16 protein-coding genes are annotated in these 21,559 nt (G+C 35.2%); 7 read left to right on the top strand and 9 right to left on the bottom strand.

From position 1 onward, the window contains the following. Nucleotides 1-361: 361 nt before the first annotated feature. Nucleotides 362-4,900: a DNA polymerase III subunit alpha gene (gene dnaE, locus FLV_RS10750; protein WP_243233764.1), complete on the top strand. Its 4,539-nt coding sequence runs from the start codon at nt 362-364 to the stop codon at nt 4,898-4,900. A 175-nt stretch (nt 4,901-5,075) separates the two neighbouring features. Then, nucleotides 5,076-6,026, top strand: coding sequence for an outer membrane beta-barrel protein (locus tag FLV_RS10745; protein ID WP_243233763.1), 951 nt, complete (start codon nt 5,076-5,078; stop codon nt 6,024-6,026). A gap of 187 nt (nt 6,027-6,213) precedes the next feature. Here the strand turns inward: FLV_RS10745 and FLV_RS10740 are convergent, their stop codons facing one another. From FLV_RS10740 to FLV_RS10725, 4 genes are all read right to left on the bottom strand, one after another. Beyond that, a complete protein-coding gene (locus tag FLV_RS10740) occupies nt 6,214-7,206 on the bottom strand; it encodes a Gfo/Idh/MocA family protein (RefSeq protein ID WP_243233762.1) in 993 nt (330 codons plus the stop codon). Nucleotides 7,207-7,610: 404 nt separating this feature from the next. After that, nucleotides 7,611-9,698, bottom strand: coding sequence for a prolyl oligopeptidase family serine peptidase (locus FLV_RS10735; protein ID WP_410745958.1), 2,088 nt, complete (start codon nt 9,696-9,698; stop codon nt 7,611-7,613). A 126-nt stretch (nt 9,699-9,824) separates the two neighbouring features. Then, nucleotides 9,825-12,032: a TonB-dependent receptor gene (locus FLV_RS10730; protein ID WP_243233760.1), complete on the bottom strand. Its 2,208-nt coding sequence runs from the start codon at nt 12,030-12,032 to the stop codon at nt 9,825-9,827. A gap of 150 nt (nt 12,033-12,182) precedes the next feature. Then, the gene (locus FLV_RS10725; protein WP_243233759.1) at nt 12,183-12,536 is read right to left on the bottom strand and encodes a hypothetical protein; all 354 of its coding nucleotides are present in this window, start codon (nt 12,534-12,536) and stop codon (nt 12,183-12,185) included. Between the two features lie 209 nt (nt 12,537-12,745). On the opposite strand from FLV_RS10725, the gene FLV_RS10720 reads away from it, so the two are divergent. Next, nucleotides 12,746-13,447: a porin family protein gene (locus FLV_RS10720; protein WP_243233758.1), complete on the top strand. Its 702-nt coding sequence runs from the start codon at nt 12,746-12,748 to the stop codon at nt 13,445-13,447. On the opposite strand, the gene FLV_RS10715 is transcribed toward FLV_RS10720, so the two are convergent. After that, a complete protein-coding gene (locus FLV_RS10715; protein WP_243233757.1) occupies nt 13,442-14,047 on the bottom strand; it encodes a hypothetical protein in 606 nt (201 codons plus the stop codon). The genes FLV_RS10720 and FLV_RS10715 overlap by 6 nt on opposite strands. Nucleotides 14,048-14,178: 131 nt before the next feature. On the opposite strand from FLV_RS10715, the gene FLV_RS10710 reads away from it, so the two are divergent. The 4 genes from FLV_RS10710 to FLV_RS10695 all read left to right on the top strand — a co-directional run bounded on the left by FLV_RS10710 (nt 14,179) and on the right by FLV_RS10695 (nt 18,782). Then, complete coding sequence (locus FLV_RS10710) at nt 14,179-16,647, top strand: bifunctional UDP-N-acetylmuramoyl-tripeptide:D-alanyl-D-alanine ligase/alanine racemase (protein ID WP_243233756.1); 2,469 nt, start codon at nt 14,179-14,181, stop codon at nt 16,645-16,647. A gap of 81 nt (nt 16,648-16,728) precedes the next feature. Then, a complete protein-coding gene (gene mscL, locus FLV_RS10705) occupies nt 16,729-17,109 on the top strand; it encodes a large conductance mechanosensitive channel protein MscL (protein ID WP_243233755.1) in 381 nt (126 codons plus the stop codon). A 174-nt stretch (nt 17,110-17,283) separates the two neighbouring features. After that, nucleotides 17,284-18,273 (top strand): aspartate-semialdehyde dehydrogenase, encoded by a 990-nt coding sequence (locus tag FLV_RS10700; protein ID WP_243233754.1) that lies wholly within the window; start codon nt 17,284-17,286, stop codon nt 18,271-18,273. Between the two features lie 107 nt (nt 18,274-18,380). Next, entirely contained in the window at nt 18,381-18,782 is a 402-nt protein-coding gene (locus FLV_RS10695; RefSeq protein ID WP_243233753.1) for an SMI1/KNR4 family protein, read from the top strand. 52 nt (nt 18,783-18,834) lie between these two features. Here FLV_RS10695 and FLV_RS10690 read toward each other — a convergent pair whose 3' ends face one another. The 4 genes from FLV_RS10690 to FLV_RS10675 all read right to left on the bottom strand — a co-directional run bounded on the left by FLV_RS10690 (nt 18,835) and on the right by FLV_RS10675 (nt 21,384). Further along, nucleotides 18,835-19,152 carry a 2Fe-2S iron-sulfur cluster-binding protein gene (locus FLV_RS10690; protein WP_007805184.1) on the bottom strand — a complete coding sequence of 106 codons (318 nt, stop codon included), beginning with the start codon at nt 19,150-19,152 and terminating at the stop codon, nt 18,835-18,837. A gap of 65 nt (nt 19,153-19,217) precedes the next feature. Beyond that, nucleotides 19,218-19,700 carry a hypothetical protein gene (locus FLV_RS10685; RefSeq protein ID WP_243233752.1) on the bottom strand — a complete coding sequence of 161 codons (483 nt, stop codon included), beginning with the start codon at nt 19,698-19,700 and terminating at the stop codon, nt 19,218-19,220. A 215-nt stretch (nt 19,701-19,915) separates the two neighbouring features. Continuing rightward, entirely contained in the window at nt 19,916-20,155 is a 240-nt protein-coding gene (locus FLV_RS10680) for a NifU family protein (protein WP_017494691.1), read from the bottom strand. A gap of 98 nt (nt 20,156-20,253) precedes the next feature. Then, nucleotides 20,254-21,384, bottom strand: coding sequence for an Mrp/NBP35 family ATP-binding protein (locus tag FLV_RS10675; RefSeq protein ID WP_243233751.1), 1,131 nt, complete (start codon nt 21,382-21,384; stop codon nt 20,254-20,256). Nucleotides 21,385-21,559 lie beyond the last annotated feature (175 nt).

Raw genomic sequence — 21,559 nt, 5'->3', positions numbered from 1 at the left:
TGTAACAAATCAAATAAAAATAGTAATAATTGTTAGTTTTGATTTCTTTTTAGAAAGCCTGTTTTTTAAATTTATGGGTGTTTTTTGAGTTGTTTTTTAGTCATTATTTAGATTCAATAAAGCGCATAAATACTACGACATCCAAGAAGTGAAATTTTATGAAATTTTATGGATTTTATGATAAAAACTGATTACTTAATAAGAATACCTTTTTAGGAAAATATCCATTTTCTTTCTCCAAAAAAAGCGTAAATTTGAACTTCTTTCATTTTCTACAAAGCAATTTTTTATACTCCATATAATCAGGTGTTTGTATTGAAAAAATTGGAATTTGGAATTTAATTTTTGCTATTTAAACTCTATGTATTTAATATTCGATACCGAAACAACCGGGTTACCAAAACGCTGGGATGCACCAATTACCGATTCTGATAACTGGCCTCGCTGTATACAGATTGCATGGCAGCTTCATGACGAAATGGGACAGCTTGTTGAACATCAGGATTATTTGGTAAAACCCGAAGGATTTAATATTCCGTACGACGCCGAGCGTATTCACGGAATCTCAACTGAATTGGCAGAAGCAGATGGAATTACGCTGGCCGAAGTTTTGGAGAAATTCAATATCGCTTTAAGCAAAACCAAATTTATCGTTGGTCAGAATTTAGGTTTCGACGTTAATATTATGGGTGCCGAATTTCATAGAATGGGAGTAGAATCTCAAATGAGTTCAATGCCTGTTTTAGATACCTGTACCGAAGTGACGGCTTCCTTATTAAAGCTTCCCGGAGGGCGTGGAGGAAAATTCAAGCTTCCAACGCTGACCGAATTACATAGTTATTTATTCGATAAACCTTTTGCGGAAGCGCACAACGCAACTGCCGACGTTGAGGCCACTACACGTTGTTTTCTGGAACTGGTTAGAAGAGAGGTTTTTACCAAAGAAGAATTAGACGTTCCGAAAGAGTATTTTAAAGAATTTCAGGAAAGAAATCCACAGGAATTTCCTTTAATTGGTTTAAAACACATCAATTTAAAAGCAGCTTCTGATAAAATCAGAGAACAGCTTAAAGCTTTACAAGTTGATGAAACGCCGTCTGTAGTTTCAGAATCTGTCAAAGCTGATTTTAAAGCAGCAAAATTTGCACATTTACACAATCATACACAGTTTTCGGTACTTCAATCGACTATCGGGATTGGGAATATTGTTTCGGCCACAGCCAAAAACGGAATGCCGGCCGTTGCCATGACCGATACCGGAAACATGATGGGGGCTTTCCATTTTGTGAGCGCCGTGATGAATCATAATAAAGCCGCTTCCGGAAAAAACAAAGCTTTGGTTGAAGCAGGAGAGGAGCCAACGGAGACGGAAATAAAACCAATTGTAGGCTGTGAATTTAATATCTGCGAAAATCACTTAGACAAAAGCAAAAAAGATAACGGTTATCAGGTTGTTTTACTGGCTAAAAATAAAGCCGGTTATCATAATCTGGCCAAAATGGCTTCGATTGCTTACACCGAAGGCTTCTATTATGTACCAAGGATTGACAAAAATATTGTCGAAAAATATAAAGAAGACATTATGGTTCTGTCCGGGAATTTATACGGAGAAATTCCGAGTAAAATTCTGAACATCGGTGAAAACCAGGCCGAAGAAGCTTTAATTTGGTGGAAGGAACAATTTGGAGAAGATTTCTATCTGGAAGTAATGCGTCACAATCAGGAAGACGAAAATCGTGTCAATAAAACCCTGATTGAGTTTTCGCAGAAACACAAAGTAAAATTAATTGCGACCAATAATACCTATTATTTAAATAAAGAAGATGCTAATGCACACGATATTTTATTGTGTGTAAAAGACGGTGAAAAACAGGCAACGCCAATTGGCCGTGGCCGTGGTTACCGCTACGGACTTCCAAATCAGGAATATTATTACAAGTCGGAAGAAGAGATGAAAAAACTCTTTGCCGATCTGCCGGAAGCCATTATCAATATTCAGGAAATTATAGATAAGGTCGAAGGATATTCACTTTATCGAGATGTATTGCTTCCGAAGTTTGACATTCCCGAAGAATTTTTTGTTGCCGAAGATGAAGCTGATGGAGGCGTTCGGGGAGAAAATAAATACCTGAGACACCTTACCATGGAAGGTGCCAAAAGAAGATACGGAGAAATTACCGAATCGATTCAGGAACGTTTGGATTTTGAATTGTTAACGATTTCAAATTCAGGTTATCCGGGTTACTTTTTGATTGTACAGGATTTTATTGCCGAAGCCAGAAAAATGGATGTGTCAGTAGGACCAGGACGTGGATCTGCAGCGGGTTCTGCCGTTGCGTACTGTCTCGGAATTACGAATATTGATCCCATTAAATACGATTTACTTTTTGAGCGTTTCCTAAATCCTGACCGTGTATCGATGCCTGATATTGATATCGATTTTGATGATGAGGGTCGTGGACGTGTAATGGATTACGTAATCAATAAATACGGTCAAAAACAGGTGGCTCAGATTATCACGTATGGTAAAATGGCAACCAAATCAGCAATTCGTGATACGGCTCGTGTACTGGATTTACCATTGTTTGAAGCTGATAGAATTGCAAAACTGATTCCGGGGATGATGCCCTCAAAATGGAATTTGGCGCGTTTTATTTCGGAGAGCGAGGAAGAAGTTAAAAAAGCGCTTCGTTCGGATGAATTTGATAATGTAAAAGAATTAATCGCCATTGCCAATGAAGGTGATTTGGCAGGAGAAACCATTCAGCAGGCAAAAATCCTGGAAGGATCGATGCGTAATACGGGAATTCACGCCTGTGGTGTTATCATTACGCCATCGGATATTACGAATTATGTTCCTGTAACAACTGCAAAAGATTCTGATTTATATGTAACGCAGTTTGATAACTCGGTTGCAGAAAGTGCCGGATTGCTGAAAATGGACTTCCTGGGCCTGAAGACCCTTACGCTGATAAAAGATACCGTAAAACTGGTAAAATACAGAACAAATATCGATCTGGATCCGGATACTTTTCCGATTGATGACGAAGAAACGTATGCGCTTTTCCAAAGAGGTGAAACCGTTGGAATCTTCCAATATGAGTCACCGGGAATGCAGAAATACATGAAAGATCTGAAACCAACGGTTTTTGGGGATTTAATTGCGATGAATGCCTTGTATCGTCCGGGACCTTTGGAATATATCCCTTCTTTCGTTCGAAGAAAAAACGGCGACGAGGAAATCAAATACGATTTAGATGCCTGTGCGGAATATTTGTCTGAAACCTACGGAATTACAGTTTACCAGGAGCAGGTAATGCTTTTGTCTCAGTCTTTGGCAGGATTTACAAAGGGTGAGGCCGACGTCTTGCGTAAAGCGATGGGTAAGAAACAAAAGGATGTACTGGATAAAATGAAGCCGAAGTTTGTGGAACAGGCTTCTGCAAAAGGTCACGATGCCAAAGTGCTTGAGAAAATCTGGAAAGACTGGGAGGCCTTTGCGAGTTATGCCTTCAACAAATCGCACTCAACTTGTTATGCCTGGATTGCGTACCAAACGGCTTATTTAAAAGCGCATTATCCTGCTGAATATATGGCGGCGGTACTTTCGAATAACATGAATGATATTAAACAAGTATCGTTTTTTATGGAAGAATGCAAACGTATGGGATTACAGGTTTTAGGTCCTTGTGTTAATGAATCCTACTATAAATTTACGGTAAATGATGATTATGCCGTTCGTTTCGGTATGGGAGCGATTAAAGGTGTAGGTTCCGGAGCTGTAGCAACTATAGTGGAAAGCAGAAAAGACGGAAGATATAAATCGATTTTTGACTTGGCAAAACGAATTGATTTGCGTGCTGCCAATAAAAAAGCAATTGAAAATCTGGCTCTTGCCGGAGGTTTTGATTCGTTTGAAGGGACAACAAGAGCGCAATATTTCCACGATGATGGAGACGGAATTACATTTTACGAAAAAGCAATGCGTTACGGATCAAAGTTTCAGGAAAACGAAAACTCATCACAGGTAAGTTTGTTTGGAGAAACCAGTGAAGTGCAGATTGCAGAACCGGTTGTGCCGCCATGTGAAGACTGGAGTACGATGGAAAAATTAGCAAAAGAAAAAGAAGTTGTCGGAATTTATATTTCAGGTCATCCGCTTGATGATTTCAGGTTTGAGATGAAATATTTCTGCAACGCCCGATTAGAAGCACTGAAAAGTATGGATCAATATGTTGGTAAAAATTTACATTTTGCCGGCATTGTTTCCAATGTACAAAGACGTGTTGCTAAAAATGGTAAGGAATGGGCTTCTTTTAATTTGGAAGGCTATGATGAGAGTTTTGAGTTTAAGATTTTTGGAGAAGAATATTTGAGTTTCCATCGATATTTACTTCCTAATAATTTTGTTTTCTTTAAAATATTGATAAAAGATGGCTGGGTTAATAGGGATACGGGTAAAAAATCAGAGCCGAGAATGCAGTTTGTGGATGCAAAACAATTACAGGATGTATTAGGGTTGTTTGCTAAAAAATTGATTTTATTACTGAATATTAAAGATCTGCACGCTGAATTTATTCATAAGCTAAGTCATTTATTTAGTGAAAATAAGGGCGAAGATTCTGTAACTTTTGAAATCATGGAATTAGAAAATATAAAACGTCTCGTTGAAGTAGAAACGACAAATGAGTTTGAAGAATCTGAGAATGCAGTTTTTACAGACGAAAATGACGATGCAGATGTAGTTCTTGAGGATGCCAAAATAAAAGAAGTAACAGAGGTTGAAGAAATAAAAGTAGTTACTAAACTGACTATGCCAAGCAGAAGACTAAAGGTTAAAATTTCGACAGAATTACTGCAGGAATTAGAAAAGATGCAGATTAACTTTAAACTCAACTAAAATTTAACAGTTAAAATTTAATCAATAATGTGTTTTTTTGGCTAAAATTATGCATGCATAGTAATTTATTTTTATATTGTTATTCAAATTAATAATTATTTTTAATAGCGTGGGAATGCTGTAAAGAAAGAAAATTTAATTGTTATAATTTTGTAATAAATTAACAAAGAAAATTATGAAAAAGCATTTATTTTTAATCGGATTGATGATTTGCTCCATGGCCACAATGGCGCAGTCTGAAGGTACAGATAAACCGGAAAGCTGGTATTTTAAATTAGGAGGTTCCTACTTCATTCAGACAGCTGCAACGGAGTTTCCAATCGTAAATGGTCAGGCACCTAATACGGATGTTTATGCAGCTAATGGAACTACTTTAATTTCAAGAGAAACAAATCATGGTTCATTTGGAGAAGGTTTTCGTTCAGGATTAACTGCAGGTTACCGTATTTCAACACGTTTAGGAGTTGAAATGGGGATTAACTATTATTCCAGTGCTGATAAATTAATGGTTGAAACTACAAATCGATTAGTTCCTGGAACTACAAATGTTTTTGTTACTGGTGATGCTGTAGGAAAAATCAGAGCCTGGGATTTATCACCTTCATTAGTATTATTTTTAGGAGAAAGTAAAGGTTTTGAACCTTACACAAAAGTGGGAGTTATTGTTCCGATACATGGAGATTTAACTATTGAAACCAATCGTGAGTATTATGCTGTAACACCAACTGCAACTACTGTAGTAGCGAAAACATATGCTGAAGATGTTGTAAAACCTAACCCAACTCTTGGTTTTATGGCTGCAATTGGAAGTTCTTATAAATTAGGAAAAAAGATAGCATTATTTGCTGAAATTGAATACAGAAACTTTACGGTTCACGGAGATACAAAAGAAACGACTGTGTTTACCGAAAACGGGGTAGATAAATTACACACAGCTTCTACTTTCAGACCTGATCCTTCGTATTCTGCAATTCATACGAATTATGTAGATAAATTGACTACAAAGTCTAATACTAGAGTGACTAATCCAACTGGTTTTGATAATACAAAGGCTACTGACGATATTAGTTCTTATGTCGGGATTTCCGGTGTAGGTTTGACTTTTGGACTTAGATACAGTCTGTAATTCTAAAGAAATTTTATATTACAAAAAAAGAGAATATTCATTTGAATATTCTCTTTTTTTGTGCTTTTTTGTCATTTCGACGAAAGGAGAAATCACACTCGCAACTCGACAAAGATAGGCTAATTTCTAGACGGAATCTCTAGTGTGATTTCTCGTCTGTCGGATGACAAATAATATCGAATTATTGTTACTTCAATCCCCTAAACTCTTTTAAAACTTCATCAATGACCCATGTGGTTCTTGCGCCGGAAACTCCTTTTGAAGGAGAAGCTCCTTCGTTTCCTAAAAGTTCTGCAATAACGGTTTCGATAAATGGCTGCTGAATATGAAGCGGATTTTCGATTGTAACACTTTCTTTTTCTCCATTTGCATACTGAATATGAATTGGATCGTCCCCAAAAGTTGAAAATGAGATTTTGCCTTTATCGCCTACAATCTCTGTATTGTCGTAACGTTCAAAACTGGCGAAATTCCATAGACCGGATCCGTGGATTCCGTTTTCGAAAAGAAAGGACATCGAAACCGAATCTTCGGCAGGATACGCTTTAAGCTGAGAAGTGGCATGTCCGCGTACAGATTTTATCGGGCCTAAAACAAAATCTAAAAAGTCTAAAGTATGGCAGGCCAGATCGACAAAGATTCCACCACCGGAAAGATGTGGTAAAACCGTCCACGGAAGATTGATTTCGTCGTCATAACGTTCTTCAAAAGGATGGTATAAAACGCAGTTTACGTGACGGATGTTGCCTAGTTTTCCTTCGTCTATTATTTCTTTGATTTTTAAAAACCGAGGAAGGCTTCTTCTGTAATACGCAACAAATAAAGGAACATTGTGTTCTTTGCAAACGCTGATCATTTCGTTGCATTCTTCAAAGGTCAAAGCCATTGGTTTTTCAACATACACGGGTTTACCTGCTTTGGCGCATAAAATGGTGTATTCTTTATGTGAAGATGGAGGAGTGGCGATATACACGGCATCAACCTCGGGATCGTTGATTAAATCTACAGCGTTGGAGTACCATTTTGGCACATTATGACGTTTCGCGTAATCTTCGGCAAGGGTTGCGTCTCTTCGCATTACGGCTACCAAAGCTGAGTTTGGCGCTTTCTGAAATGCCGGACCGCTTTTAACTTCGGTTACGTTTCCACAGCCTATGATTCCCCATTTTATGATTTTCATTTGTTGTTTTTTTAAGTTATTTCAAATTTAAGGTTATTTGAAAAAGTTAGCCACGAATTCACGAATTTATTTTAATCTATTGGCTAAAAATGCTGTGCTGAATTGCCTGAATTACGAATTTATTTCACGCAGATTTAAAATGATTTAAGCAGATGCACACAGATTTTTTATTTTTAATCTGCTTGATCTGCGGGAGTAAAAATTAGTACGATAAAAAGTCATCAATCATTCTTTCTCGCAGATTTAGCGGATTGCACAGATTTTTTAAAAACAGAATCTGTTATATCTGCAAAATCTGCGGTAACAATAAAAAACAAAGCCACGAATTCACAAAAATAATTCGTGAATTGCTTCGCCTATTCGCTATCGCTCGGGTCGTGGCTAAAAAATCTTAGATTAAACTTTTACTTTTTAGGCAAAGCTTTAAAACCCATATTGTAAAGCGTGAACGCCTGAATATCTACGCTTTCCTGAATCGTAGCCGCAACAGATTTTCCTGCTCCGTGACCTGCTTTTACGTCAATACGAATTAAAACCGGATTGTCTCCTGTTTGCTTTTCCTGCAATTCAGCAGCAAATTTAAAACTGTGTGCCGGAACCACACGGTCATCATGATCTCCTGTAGTTACCATTGTAGCTGGATAATGTATTCCTTTTTTAACGTTGTGAACAGGAGAATATCCTTTTAAATATTCGAACATTTCTTTATTATCCTGAGCCGTTCCGTAATCGTAAGCCCATCCCGCACCTGCTGTAAAGGCATTGTAACGCAACATATCCATAACGCCAACTGCTGGCAAAGCAACCTTCATTAAATCTGGACGCTGTGTCATAGTTGCCCCAACTAATAAACCTCCGTTAGACCCTCCGCGAATCGCTAAATAATCTGATGAGGTATATTTTTGAGCGATTAAATATTCGGCAGCGGCGATAAAATCGTCAAATACATTTTGTTTTTGCAATTTGGTTCCTGCATCGTGCCATTTTTTTCCATATTCACCACCACCTCTTAAATTGGCAACGGCATAAGCGCCTCCGTTTTCTAACCAAACCGCATTTGCAATGCTGAAACTTGGTGTTAAACTAATGTTGAATCCGCCATAACCATAAAGAATTGTTGGGTTTTTACCGTCTAATTTTGTCCCTTTTTTATAGGTAATAATCATCGGGATTTTGGTTCCGTCTTTTGAAGTATAGAAAACTTGTTTTGACTCGTAATCGTCACTTTTAAAATCTACTTTTGGTTTTTGATAAACTTCAGATTTACCAGATTTTGGTTCAAAAGAATAAATGCTTCCTGGAGTTGTATAATTTGTAAAGCTGTAGTATAAAATCTTTTCCTTTTTTTTTCCTCCAAATCCTCCGGCTGTTCCTACCGCAGGTAATTTAATTTCACGAATTAATTTTCCGTTGTAATCGTACTGTTGTACAAACGAAACGGCATCTTTGGTGTAATTAGCAAAAAAGTAACCTGCACCTGTTGAAGGCGAAAGAATATCTTTTGTTTCTTTAATAAAATCTTTCCAGTTTTCAGGTTTCGGATTACTTACATCGACAGTAACAACACGGCTGTTTGGTGCATTAAAATCAGTTTCGATAAACAGTTTTGTACCTTGGTTTTCAATAATAGAATTCGAACTGTTAAAGTTGTCAACGATGGTAACAATTGGACTATTTTGCGTTTTTAAATCTTTAATATAAAGTTCGTTTCCATAAGTAGAATTTGCTGCGGTAATGACCAAATAACGATCGTCTTCAGTAACATAACCACCTACATATCTTCTTTTTTGATCGGCACCAAAAATAACTTTATCGTCTTTTTGAGAAGTACCTAATTTATGAAAATACAGTTTATGCTGATCTGTTTTGGCAGATAATTCACTTCCTTTTGGTTTTTCATAACTAGAGTAATAAAAACCTTCATTTCCTAACCAGGAAACACCACTGAATTTTACATCAACTAAAGTGTCTTCTAAAACTTTTTTAGAAATAGCATCAATGATAATTACTTTTCTCCAGTCGCTCCCTCCTTCAGAGATAGAATAAGCAGCTTTTGAGCCGTCTTTAGAAAAATCCAGTCCGCCAAGTGAAGTAGTTCCGTCTTTAGAAAATGTATTCGGATCTAAGAAAATCTCTTCTTTACCTTTTCCGTCTTTTCTGTAAACCACTGACTGATTTTGAAGTCCGTTGTTTTTAGAATAATAAGTAAATTTTCCTTCGGTAAAAGGGGCTCCTATTTTTTCATAATTCCACAGTTTCTCCATACGGGTTTTCAATTCGTTTCTAAACGGAATTTTGTCTAAATAGCTGTAAGTTACCTCATTTTCAGTTTTTACCCATGATCCTGTTTCGGCAGATTTATCGTCTTCCAGCCATCGGTAAGGGTCGTTTACTTTGGTGTCAAAATAGACATCAACAGTTTCTCCTTTTTTAGTTTGGGGATACTGAATTTTATTTTGCGCAAATGAAATCCCTGCAGTTGTGATTGCCATTAATAAAAATGTTTTTTTCATAGTTAATTTTGTGTTTGTAACAAAAATAGTGTTTTTTGTGAGATGATGAATTTTTAATCGCAAAGAGCGCAAGGAGTTTTGCGCTCTTTGCGGTTAAGAAAAAAATTATAAATTAAAATTAACTCCCAAAACAATATTTCGTCCAATGTTTGGGATTTCGTCTGTTTTTAGTCTTGAAAGGTGTGCGATATATTTTTTATCGAATAAATTATTTCCGTTCAGGTTTACGTCAAAAGCAGTTTTACCTAGTTTTACGGTTCCTCCAAAGCCTAAATTGACTAAAGTATATCCTTTTGATGCCGTTTCAAAACCACTCACATTATCCTGATCAAAAGTCGAAGAAACGTTTAATGAAGCGTAACCTTCTTTGAACCAGTTTTTGATATTGAATTCGGTTCTAAGTGTATTGTTCCAGTTATTGGCAGGAATTAAAGGCAAATAATCATCGTTGTCTTTTTTACCGGTTACGGTTTCAAAACTGGTTTCAAAATGCAGCCAGTCTAAAGGATGCGGATGAAAATGCAGACCAATTTCTCCACCAAATAATTTTGCATTATCCTGAATGTAGGCAAAAACATTATTGTTGTCTCTGATTTCTCCTGTTGGTGAAGTATAAATGTAATTGTTGATGTGGTTATAAAATCCGTTTACAAAAAATTCAAAATGGGAGTTTTTATATTCTAAATTCAAATCGGTCTGAACGTTTTGTTCGGTTTTCAAATTGCTGTTTCCAATTTCATAACGGTTGGTTCCTTCGTGAACACCGTTTGAAGTCAGCTCGGCTAAGTTTGGAGCTCTAAATCCGGTAGCTACATTTAATCTAAGGGTTAGCGGTTCTGCTAATTTTGTTTTATATCCCAAAGAAGCATTAAAACTGTCAAATGATCGGTCTAAAGCTTCAAAAGAGCCTTCTTCACCCACAATTCCATGTGCTTCAGAAGTAACATTTCGGTTATCAAAACGTAATCCGGCTTGTAAAACACTGTTCTCCCATTCGTAATTGGCCGTTCCAAAAAAACCAAAATCGTTGGTTGTTGCATTCGGAATTAAATATTCTTCACCGGAATTTTTATTCGTCTGATGCATTCCCTGAAGGCCTAAAATAGCTTCGATTTTACCGAATTTAGGAAAATGGTATTTTGCATTGTAATTAAAAGTGTTCAGTTTCATTCGAAGTGCAGCGTCGTTGCTGTCTTCAAATTCGCTTCTGTCATTGGAGATGTACCCCAAATCAACGTCTAGTTTTGAGTTTTCAAAGAAGATCACATTGTTTAAACTGAACAAATGATTAAAAATTCCCTGTCTCGGAAATTGGGTGTCTTTGCTTGAAGATTGTTCTGCGATTCCATCTTCCGGAATTCCTATATCCAGTTTGTTGTAATTGTATCTCAAAACGCTTGAAAAAGTGGAGTTGCTGTAGCCTATTCCGGTTTTAAAATCGGTTTCGTTATAACGAGAATTGGTTACGCGGTCGCCATCGGCAATTTTATAATCAGAATGGGTGTTGAAACTTCCGCGTGCTAAAAATTTCCAGTTATCTGTAGAAGTTTTTAATCCAATTGATGAATTGCTTCCTTGTGTATTGGTAAAATATTTTTGGCTGAAATTGGCTTTAAAATCACCGGCATCGGCAAATTTTTCAGGATTGAAATATAAAACACCTCCCAAAGCATCAGAACCATACAATAATGAAGCTGGTCCTTTGATTACTTCTACACTTTCGATTCCGGCATCGTTTAAACCTAAACCATGTTCGTCTCCAAACTGCTGATTTTCGATACGAACGCCCTGAGAATAAACCAAAACACGATTTCCGCTCAATCCGCGAATCACGGGTTTTCCAATAGAAGTTCCTGTCGAGATTTGTGAAACCCCCGGAATTGTAGCCAAGCCTTCAATTAAGGTTGAAGTTCCTTTTTGCTGCAATGTTTTAATGCTTTCGTGATCAATTTTCATCACATTTTGCGATTGTAATTTATTAAAAGGAGTAGAAACCACTACTTCATCCATTTCCAGAATTGATTCTAAAAGCGTAATGTCTAATGTGTTTTCTTTTAATAATTTAACAATGGTTTTATTTTGATTCGCATATCCAACATAAGAAAAAGAAAGGCGTAAATTTCCGTTTGGAAGATTTTTAAAATCGTATTTTCCGTTCTCGTCTGTGGTTGTTCCTTTGTGTAATTCGGGAGCATAAACAGAAACGCCCGCCAATGGCTGATTTTGATTATCGGTTACAGTTCCTGAAACCGAATTCTGGGCAGAAAGTATGCCCGAAAACCCCAAAATTAGGGCTATAATTAATTTTTTCATTTGAAAATGATTGCTATAGTTAATGGATTTTTCTTTTAAACAGAATCAAAAGAAACGTGAAGTCTGCTGAATTTTCAAAGGATGAAAATCAGGAGACCTAACTGAGTTTTTGAATTCAATTAAAAGGGTTTTGTTTCTTGGGGCGAAACTTTATGAAACTATAGATGAAGGAGGCCCCCGAAGCGCATATAAACTTCCCGAAAAGGAAATAATACTTTCAGAAAATCCAAAGAAATAAGGGATTTCCTGATGATTGCTGAAAAACTGAAAGGTAAAATTTTCAGGTGTAATGTAACTTCCAAAAGAAAAATGACAAATAAAACAGGAGTCATCGTTATGATGCTCATGTGTAATTTCGCCATTTGCATCATTATAATTATGATGGCATTTTTTTTCTGAAAGCTGTTGCGAGATATGTTCATAACTGTGTGCGGACTGAAAAAGTATTGAGAACAATACCATCAGACCCAAAGAAAAACCGGTTATGAGCTGTCTTCTATTCATTACCAGGCAAAGGTATAAAAGGTAAATATAAAAATCTTTGATTTTAGTGCTTTTTGTTGAAAATAGCGCAACAAAATATTTTTATAAAGATTGAAAACAGAATAATCGCATTAAAATCATCTCATCAACTATCATTATATTATATTTGTGAGTCTAATAAATAAATCCAAAAAACGTTTATCTGAAATCTTCTTTAACTCAAGCACACTATGCGATTATTTTTTAGTTGTTTATTTTTAGTATCGTTTTTCAATGTTTTTTCACAAGAAGAAAAACCAGAAGTTAAACCTGTGGTAAAAATTGATTCTTTGTATAGAGAAGATCAGTTCTATGTTTCGGTTGCCTATAATCTTTTGTCAGACGCACCAGAAGGCCTTAAACGTGATAAATTTTCTGCAGGAATTTCTGCGGGTTTTCTGCGCGATATGCCTATCAATAAAAAAAGAACAATAGCTATTGCAGCCGGTTTAGGATTAACGTATCATAATTATTTTCAAAACCTGACTATTTCTGAGGGGTCTGATGGAGCACGGATATATGGTGTGAACGATTATAATGAATTTGTTTCAAATAGATTCAGGGAATATTTAGTAGATCTTCCAATTGAGTTCAGATGGCGAAATTCGACTTATGAAAGTTATAAGTTTTGGAGAATTTACACGGGTTTAAAATTCAGTTATGTTTTGTCGAGCAAATCTGTTTTGAATGATGGAGAGAACACGTATAAAATCAATAATAATTCTGACGTCAACAGGTTTCAGTATGGGGCTTATATTTCGGCGGGTTACAACACCTGGAATGTTTATTTTTATTATGGACTGAATCCTTTGTTTAATAATGTTAAAACGCTTTCAGGAGAAGAGGTTAAAATGAAAGCCATGAACCTCGGTCTTATTTTTTATATTTTATAACCACAAGTACAAAAATAAAACCTGAGGAAGAATTCCAATTATAAAGCCAATAAGCAGTTCTTTATTAGTATGTGCATTCATTTCTAAACGTGATGATGCTGTAATTCCGGTCAATAAAATTAAAAGAGCCGGCCAATACGGATTATGTAATTGCAAATGCATATTCAGGCCTATTACAAAAACGGCAAAACCACTAATTGCCATCATGTGTAAACTCGCTTTTACCTTAAAAAGCGAATAAATCAACGCAATAATAGTACTGAACAATCCGCCCAGAAAAAAGAAATGCAGCTCCGGATAACGCGTAATGACAATACTTCTTTTTACCAGTAAAATAAATAAAAAGCATTGTAAAACTAAGGGAATTATCCGTTGAGATGTTTCGTGAATCATCACTGATTTTACATTTCCGGTTGATTTTAACAATAAAAAAAATAATATCGGAACTATGACAGTAATAATCAGAATCTGAAATAAAACAAAGTATTTTTCCTGAATGGTAAACGCATCATCTTTATAAAAAAGATAGAATAAAGCGGCGTACATCGATATAAAAATCGGATGCAGCAGGTAGGAAAATATAGGAAGAATTTTTTTCAAAACGCTATAATTTGAGGTCTTCAACAAATATAATTGAAATATAAATACGTTGTTGTAAACCCTTTATTTTTTAAGAAAATCACAACTCTTTTCAGGCTTTAATGTTTAAATTTGAAAAAAAGAATTTTCTAATGAGCGTAAACTTAAAAAGCCTGGTTTCGGTTCTTCATGCCGAATGGATTGGCTCAGATACAGCAATTTTTATTGAGCATATTTCGATAGACAGCCGTTCACTGCAAAATGGTTCGCAAACCTTGTTCTTTGCATTGTCCGGTGTCAACAATGACGCACATTCTTATATTTCAGAATTGACAGACAAAGGCGTGCAGAATTTTGTAGTCGAATATATTCCTGAAAATTGCCAAGGGAAAGCTAATTTTTTAGTTGTAAAATCAACGCTGGAAGCGCTACAGAATTTTGCTGCTTATCACCGAAATCTTTTTGATTTTCCGATCATCGGATTGACGGGAAGCAACGGTAAAACGATCGTAAAAGAATGGCTTAACTTTTTGCTGAGTCCTGATTATAATATTATCCGAAGTCCTAAAAGTTATAATTCACAGGTTGGAGTGCCACTCTCGGTTATTGCAATTAATGAAAAACATAATTTAGGCATTTTTGAAGCCGGAATTTCAACGGTTAATGAAATGGATAAACTCGAAAATATCATTAGCCCAACAATTGGAGTCCTTACTAATATTGGAACTGCGCATGATGAAGGATTTTTAAACTTAGTACAGAAGATTGATGAAAAACTGCTTTTGTTTAAAGAATCTCCGGTAATTATTTATCAGAAAAATGAAACTGTAGATTCCTGCTTGTCCCAATTTGCTGCCGAATATATGCTGCATCCCCGAAAACTTTTTTCATGGAGCTATACAGATAAATCAGCAGATGTTTTTATTTTGAAAAAAGGAAACAAAAATGAAATAACAACGATTCAATATCGATATAAAAAAGAAAATTACGATTTAAAAATTCCGTTTAGCGATTCTGCATCTGTAGAAAATGCTGTAACATGTTTATTGGTTTTGCTTTATTTTGAATATGATGCTGAAACGATTCAAAACCGTATGGAGGGATTGTATCCGGTCGAAATGCGACTGGAGGTTAAAAACGGAATTCATAATTGCAGTATTATTGATGATAGTTACAGTTCTGATTTTCAGTCACTAAAAATAGCTTTGGATTTCCTGGAAAGCCAAAAAAAGAATGCATCCAAAACGGTTATTTTATCGGATATTTTTCAAAGCGGATTTTCAAACGAAGACTTGTATTCGAAAGTTTCTCAGCTAATTACCGACAATAAAGTTAATCGTGTTATTGGAATTGGCACAACTATTTCTTCGTTTAAACATAAATTTTCAAATTGTATCACGTATCAGAATACTGCTGAATTTATTAATGATTTTGAAAACCTAAATTTTGTCAATGAAACCATTTTAATAAAAGGAGCCAGATCGTTTCAATTTGAAGAAATCGTATCTTTATTGGAAGAGAAAACTCATGAAACCATTCTCGAAATCAACCTTAATTCGATCAGCCACAACTTAAATTTCTTTAAATCTAAGTTAGCAGATGAGGTTAAAATCATGGTTATGGTAAAAGCTTTTGGTTATGGAAACGGAGGATTGGAAATAGCAAAATTGCTGGAACATCATAAAGTTGATTATTTAGGAGTGGCTTTCGCCGATGAAGGAATTTCGCTGAAAAACGGCGGAATAAAATTACCCATCATGGTTTTAAATCCGGAGTCGACCAGTTTTACATCGATTATTCAGTATCAGTTGGAACCCGAAATCTATAGTTTAAAAGGCTTAAATGCTTTTTTGAAAATTGCACGCGAAAAGAATTTAAAAGATTTTCCAATTCATATCAAACTCGATACCGGTATGCACCGTCTGGGTTTTGAGGAAAATACAATAGACGAATTGATTACTGCTTTAAAAGGAAATTCAACTGTTCGTATTCAGAGTATTTTATCGCACATGGCCACGAGTGATGATATGAAACATTATGAATTTGCAATGTCTCAGATCAGATTGTTTGAGAGATTATCTTTAAAATTAATGAATGAATTAGGTGTAAATCCAATCCGTCATATTCTGAACACTTCCGGAATCAGTAATTTTCCGGATGCACAATATAATATGGTGCGCTTAGGAATTGGTCTTTACGGGGTTTCAAACGATTCTTCTGAACAAAAATATCTGGAAAATGTTGGGACTTTAAAATCTGTCATTTCGCAGGTTCGTACCATTCCGGCAGGTGACAGCGTAGGGTATGGCAGAAGATTTATGGCAGAAAAAGAAACCAAAATAGCTACGATTCCGATTGGTTATGCCGATGGAATTTCAAGATTGTGGGGCAATCAGGTGGGTTATGTTACGATTAAAAATCACAAAGCCTCTATTGTGGGAAGTGTTTGTATGGATATGCTGATGGTTGATGTCAGCGAAATTGACTGCAAAGAAGGAGATTCGGTTATTATTTTCGGAGAATCTCCAACAGTAACAGAGATTGCAGAAGCTCTAAAAACAATTCCGTATGAAATTTTGACCAGTATTTCGCAACGTGTAAAAAGAGTTTTCTATAGATGATTTTAAAGCATTTTATTAAAATATCCAAAAAAATACTTACTTTCGATAGTACTAAATTTTAAACTTAAAAAAATAATAACCATGGGAATATTTACTGAATTTAAGGAATTTGCTGTAAAAGGCAACGTAGTTGATTTGGCAGTCGGTGTTATAATAGGAGCGGCTTTTGGAAAAATTGTAAGTTCATTTATTGAAAATGTAATTACTCCTTTATTGTTAAAACCTGCTTTAGATGCTGCACATTTATCAAAAATTGAAGAATTAACGGCCTTTGGAGGCGTTCAGTACGGATTGTTTATTTCGGCTGTTATAAATTTTGTAATTGTGGCTTTTGTCTTGTTTTTAGTCATAAAAGGAATAAATGCGGCTAAAAAGAAAGAAGTTGTAGAGACTCCTGCACCATCCGGACCAACACAAGAAGAGTTGCTTATACAAATTAGAGATTTGTTAAAAAATAAATAAGATATAATATACCGCTACACTAAGTCTAATTTAACCGTTCCTTAATTGGGGACGGTTTTTTTTATTTTGTTTGTTTTGTAACAATTTGTTATTTTTTGTGAACACGATTGTAATCGTTTTTATTATCCTTACTTTTGCAATCTAAATTAGAACATTCATATAAAAAATATAAAAATGAGAATAGCGGTTGTAGGCGCCACCGGTATGGTTGGCGAGATAATGTTAAAAGTTTTAGCAGAAAGAAATTTTCCTGTTACAGAATTAATTCCAGTTGCTTCAGAGAAATCTGTAGGTAAAGAAATCGAATATAAAGGTCAGAAATATAAAGTTGTTGGTTTACAGGCTGCTGTTGATTTAAAAGCTGATATTGCTGTTTTCTCTGCCGGAGGTGATACTTCATTAGAGTGGGCTCCAAAATTTGCTGCTGCCGGTACAACGGTAATTGACAATTCATCTGCATGGAGAATGGATCCGACAAAAAAACTGATCGTTCCTGAAATCAACGCGGACTCTTTGACTAAAGAAGATAAAATTATTGCAAATCCAAACTGTTCTACGATTCAGATGGTATTGACTTTGGCTCCTTTGCATAAAAAATACAATATCAGAAGAATTATTGTTTCGACTTACCAGTCTATTACCGGAACTGGTGTAAAAGCGGTAAGACAATTAGAAAATGAGTATGCAGGAGTTGAAGGTGATATGGCGTACAAATACCCAATTCACAGAAATGCAATTCCACAATGTGATAGTTTCGAAGCAAACGGATACACAAAAGAAGAAATGAAATTAGTTCGTGAAACTCAAAAAATCCTTGCAGATAATACCATCAGAGTTACGGCTACTGCAGTTCGTGTTCCTGTTGTTGGAGGTCATAGTGAGGCTGTAAATGTTGAGTTTACAAACGATTTTGAAGTAAATGAAGTTCGAGAAATTTTACAAAATACAGATGGAGTAGTGGTTCAGGATGATCTGGATGCGTTTTCTTATCCAATGCCATTATTTGCAGAAGGTAAAAATGAAGTTTTTGTTGGAAGAATCCGTCGTGACGAAAGCCAGCCAAATACATTAAACATGTGGATCGTTGCTGATAACTTAAGAAAGGGAGCTGCAACAAACACAATTCAAATCGCAGAATATTTAATTCAGGCAGGTTTGGTATAAACTGAGGTTAAAAATTGTTTATAGAAAAAACCGTAATTACTAAATGTGATTACGGTTTTTTTGCTTTGTAATTTAGCATAACTTGCAATTTAAATTTATGACAATATATGGCATTTCCAATAGATATAAAATACATAATTGAAACGGAAACTGAGTTAGAGGTAGAATTTCCATATGAATTCAAACAAAAAATGATGAACCAAAATGGAGGTGAATTAATAACGGAAGATGATGATTGGCAACTATATCCCTTTTTCGATAAATCTGATAAAAAGAGAATAAGCAGAACTTGTAATCATATTGTTTTAGAAACAAAACAAGCTAAAGAATGGAGTAATTTCCCTCCAGGCGCAATTGCCATTGCAACAAATGGTTGTGGCGATCAATTGGTTCTTCTTCCATTGGATAGTAATGTAAGAAAGTTAGGTGAAAAAATATTTTTATGGTTTCATGAAACAGGAAGAACACAAGAAGTGGCGAGAACTATAAGCGAACTTATCGAAGAGTAATTTTTTGAGAATACAAAAAAGCGAGAATGATAAATTCTCGCTTTTTTATATTTTAATATTCAGGAGCCAGTTCAAGTTCCAAGCCTTCTAATTCTGTAGTAATTGGTATCTGACACCCTAAACGACTGTTAGATTTCACATAAAATGCTTCTGAAAGCATGGCTTCTTCATCATCTCCCATTTCAGGTAATGCAACATCGTTTAGCACATAACACTGGCAGGAAGCACACATGGCCATTCCGCCACAGGTTCCTTCAACAGGAAGTTCGTATGCTTTGCATAACTCCATTATATTCATTGCCATATCAGTTGGAGCCTGTAATTCGTGTATAACTCCTTCTCGATCTTTAATCTTTATTAATACATCCATTTTAATTATTGGAATTTTAATGACTTAGAATTTGATAACGTGAACAAATCCCAAAATTGTTTTAATTAACTTGATTTTAAACTAAATGCGTATTCTTTTCTGCTATTGTCTTTAAGGTGTATTTTTACACCAAGATAATTTCCACCTTTTTCAAGTAAGGTCATTATAGTAATTACGGAATAATAATCAGTACCGGACTGAAAAATTAAAGTTCCCTCATAGGTTGAATTTAAAACTCCCTGTTTGTCAGTTTGTGCAGATAATTTTCTCGGATGGGAGAATTCTGCTGCACTGTAAGTCGCTTTATTTGAGAACTTTGCCTTTCCTTCACATAAATCATATAAAAAATCATAATTACCAACTCTAAAGCTTCCTTCTGCACTATTGGAATTGATTGAAAATACAATTTTTCCTGAATAATTAAAATCTGTCCATTCTTCAGAATTATTAAGCCATGCTTTATCTACAATTAATGTTTGTGTGCTTTGCTGGGCATAATCTATACTAACTGAAAACAATAGTAAAAACAGAACGTAATATTTCTTCATGATTTAAGATTTAGGGGTTATGTTGCAAATTTAAGTTAAAAATGTAACAATTTCTTAACAGAATGTCTTAAATCTTCGTATTGTTTTTTATTAAAATCGTAAAAAAAAAGTTTTTTTGACTGATTTTTATGAATAATTATATCAAAATAGCTCAAAAGGCTATTATTCTGGTTAATTATTTTAATCTAAAAACAAGAGCGAAACCGTTTATTTTATTACATAATATTTACCACAGTTTCTATTTGTGGAGCATACTTTTTGATGGTTGTTTCAACGCCTGCTTTTAATGTCATCTGATTTACGCTGCAGCTGATGCATGCCCCTTCAAGACGAACTTTTACATGTTTATCGTCTTCTATTGAAATCAGCGTAATATCACCACCGTCAGAATTTAAAAAAGGTCTGATTTCGTCAAGTGCTAATAATACGTTGCTTGTTAATTCTTCTGTTGTCATAATGTTTTTCAATTAGAAAATTAGTCAATTAGAAAATTAGATAATGAGTTAGATTGACAATTATCTAATTTTCTAATTATCTCATTGTCTCATTTATATTAATTCTTTTTCACTGCAGAACATCCTGCCATTGTTGTAATTTTAATGGCCTCAGTTGCAGGCAGGCTTTCGTTTCTGTTTACAGTTTCCTGAACTACATTTCTGGTAATTTCTTCAAAAACGGCTTCAATTGCTGATGCTGTTTGTAAAGCTGCCGGACGTCCATAATCTCCTGCTTCACGAATAGACTGTACAATTGGAACTTCTCCTAAAAAAGGAACATTTAAATCTTCTGCAAGATTTTTTGCTCCCGCTTGTCCAAATATATAATATTTATTATCCGGTAATTCTTCAGGTGTAAAGTACGCCATATTTTCGATGATTCCTAAAACAGGAACATTAATATTGTCCTGCATAAACATGGCAACACCTTTTTTGGCGTCTGCCAAAGCTACCGCCTGAGGAGTACTTACTACTACAGCTCCCGTAATGGGTAATGATTGCATGATTGATAAATGAATGTCTCCTGTTCCCGGAGGTAAATCAAGAAGCATGAAATCTAATTCTCCCCAATCTGCATCAAATATCATTTGGTTCAAAGCTTTTGCAGCCATTGGACCTCTCCAGATTACAGCCTGGCTTGGGGCTGTAAAAAATCCGATAGAAAGCATTTTGATTTCATAGCTTTCAACGGGCTTCATTTTTGATTTTCCGTCAACGGTAATTGAGATTGGTTTTTCGTTTTCAACATCAAACATAATTGGCATTGAAGGACCGTAAATATCGGCATCCAAAACGCCAACTTTAAAACCCATTTTTGCCAGTGTTACGGCTAAATTTGCTGTAACTGTAGATTTTCCAACACCTCCTTTTCCTGAGGCAACAGCTATAATATTTTTAATTCCGGGAATTGCACGACCTTTGATCTCGTTTTTCTCCGGAGTTTCTACCTTTGTGTTTACTTTAATTTTTGCTTCTGGCGATACCAATTCGTGAATTGTTTTTTTGATATCGTCTTCAGCTCTTTTTTTGATGTGCATTGCAGGTGTGTGCAATACTAAATCTACAACAACTTCGTCACCAAAAGTAAGTACGTTCGCAACCGCACCACTTTCGACCATATTTTTTCCTTCTCCGGCTATAGTTATAGTTTCTAAAGCTTTAAGAATTTCTTTTCTATCTAATTTCATTTTTGATATAATGTTTTCTAATGAGTGAAATTAATTTAAAATCTTATTTTATTTAAAGCAATTTCGGTTTGCAAAGATAACGCATTATGTTCGGATTTTTGTTGTTTTGAATTGTATTTGTTGATATTAGGATGGTTCAAAATAACATTAAACTATTTTGCGAACAAGAAAATTA

It is taken from the genome of Flavobacterium pectinovorum (genome assembly GCF_022802975.1).
In the GTDB taxonomy this organism is placed as follows: Bacteria; Bacteroidota; Bacteroidia; order Flavobacteriales; family Flavobacteriaceae; genus Flavobacterium; species Flavobacterium pectinovorum_B.
The sequence above is the reverse complement of the archived record's forward strand: the minus strand, read 5'-3'. Positions and strand labels throughout refer to the sequence as shown.

Excerpts from the sequence above, each read along its gene's own strand:
- FLV_RS10740 (WP_243233762.1), bottom strand. The coding sequence starts at position 7,206 with ATGAAAATCATAAAATGGGGAATCATAGGCTGTGGAAACGTAACCGAA.
- FLV_RS10730 (WP_243233760.1), bottom strand. The coding sequence starts at position 12,032 with ATGAAAAAATTAATTATAGCCCTAATTTTGGGGTTTTCGGGCATACTT.
- FLV_RS10695 (WP_243233753.1), top strand. The coding sequence starts at position 18,381 with ATGGCATTTCCAATAGATATAAAATACATAATTGAAACGGAAACTGAG.
- FLV_RS10745 (WP_243233763.1), top strand. The coding sequence starts at position 5,076 with ATGAAAAAGCATTTATTTTTAATCGGATTGATGATTTGCTCCATGGCC.
- FLV_RS10675 (WP_243233751.1), bottom strand. The coding sequence starts at position 21,384 with ATGAAATTAGATAGAAAAGAAATTCTTAAAGCTTTAGAAACTATAACT.
- FLV_RS10685 (WP_243233752.1), bottom strand. The coding sequence starts at position 19,700 with ATGAAGAAATATTACGTTCTGTTTTTACTATTGTTTTCAGTTAGTATA.
- FLV_RS10725 (WP_243233759.1), bottom strand. The coding sequence starts at position 12,536 with ATGAATAGAAGACAGCTCATAACCGGTTTTTCTTTGGGTCTGATGGTA.
- mscL (WP_243233755.1), top strand. The coding sequence starts at position 16,729 with ATGGGAATATTTACTGAATTTAAGGAATTTGCTGTAAAAGGCAACGTA.
- FLV_RS10735 (WP_410745958.1), bottom strand. The coding sequence starts at position 9,698 with ATGGCAATCACAACTGCAGGGATTTCATTTGCGCAAAATAAAATTCAG.
- FLV_RS10710 (WP_243233756.1), top strand. The coding sequence starts at position 14,179 with ATGAGCGTAAACTTAAAAAGCCTGGTTTCGGTTCTTCATGCCGAATGG.
- dnaE (WP_243233764.1), top strand. The coding sequence starts at position 362 with ATGTATTTAATATTCGATACCGAAACAACCGGGTTACCAAAACGCTGG.
- FLV_RS10680 (WP_017494691.1), bottom strand. The coding sequence starts at position 20,155 with ATGACAACAGAAGAATTAACAAGCAACGTATTATTAGCACTTGACGAA.
- FLV_RS10720 (WP_243233758.1), top strand. The coding sequence starts at position 12,746 with ATGCGATTATTTTTTAGTTGTTTATTTTTAGTATCGTTTTTCAATGTT.
- FLV_RS10700 (WP_243233754.1), top strand. The coding sequence starts at position 17,284 with ATGAGAATAGCGGTTGTAGGCGCCACCGGTATGGTTGGCGAGATAATG.
- FLV_RS10690 (WP_007805184.1), bottom strand. The coding sequence starts at position 19,152 with ATGGATGTATTAATAAAGATTAAAGATCGAGAAGGAGTTATACACGAA.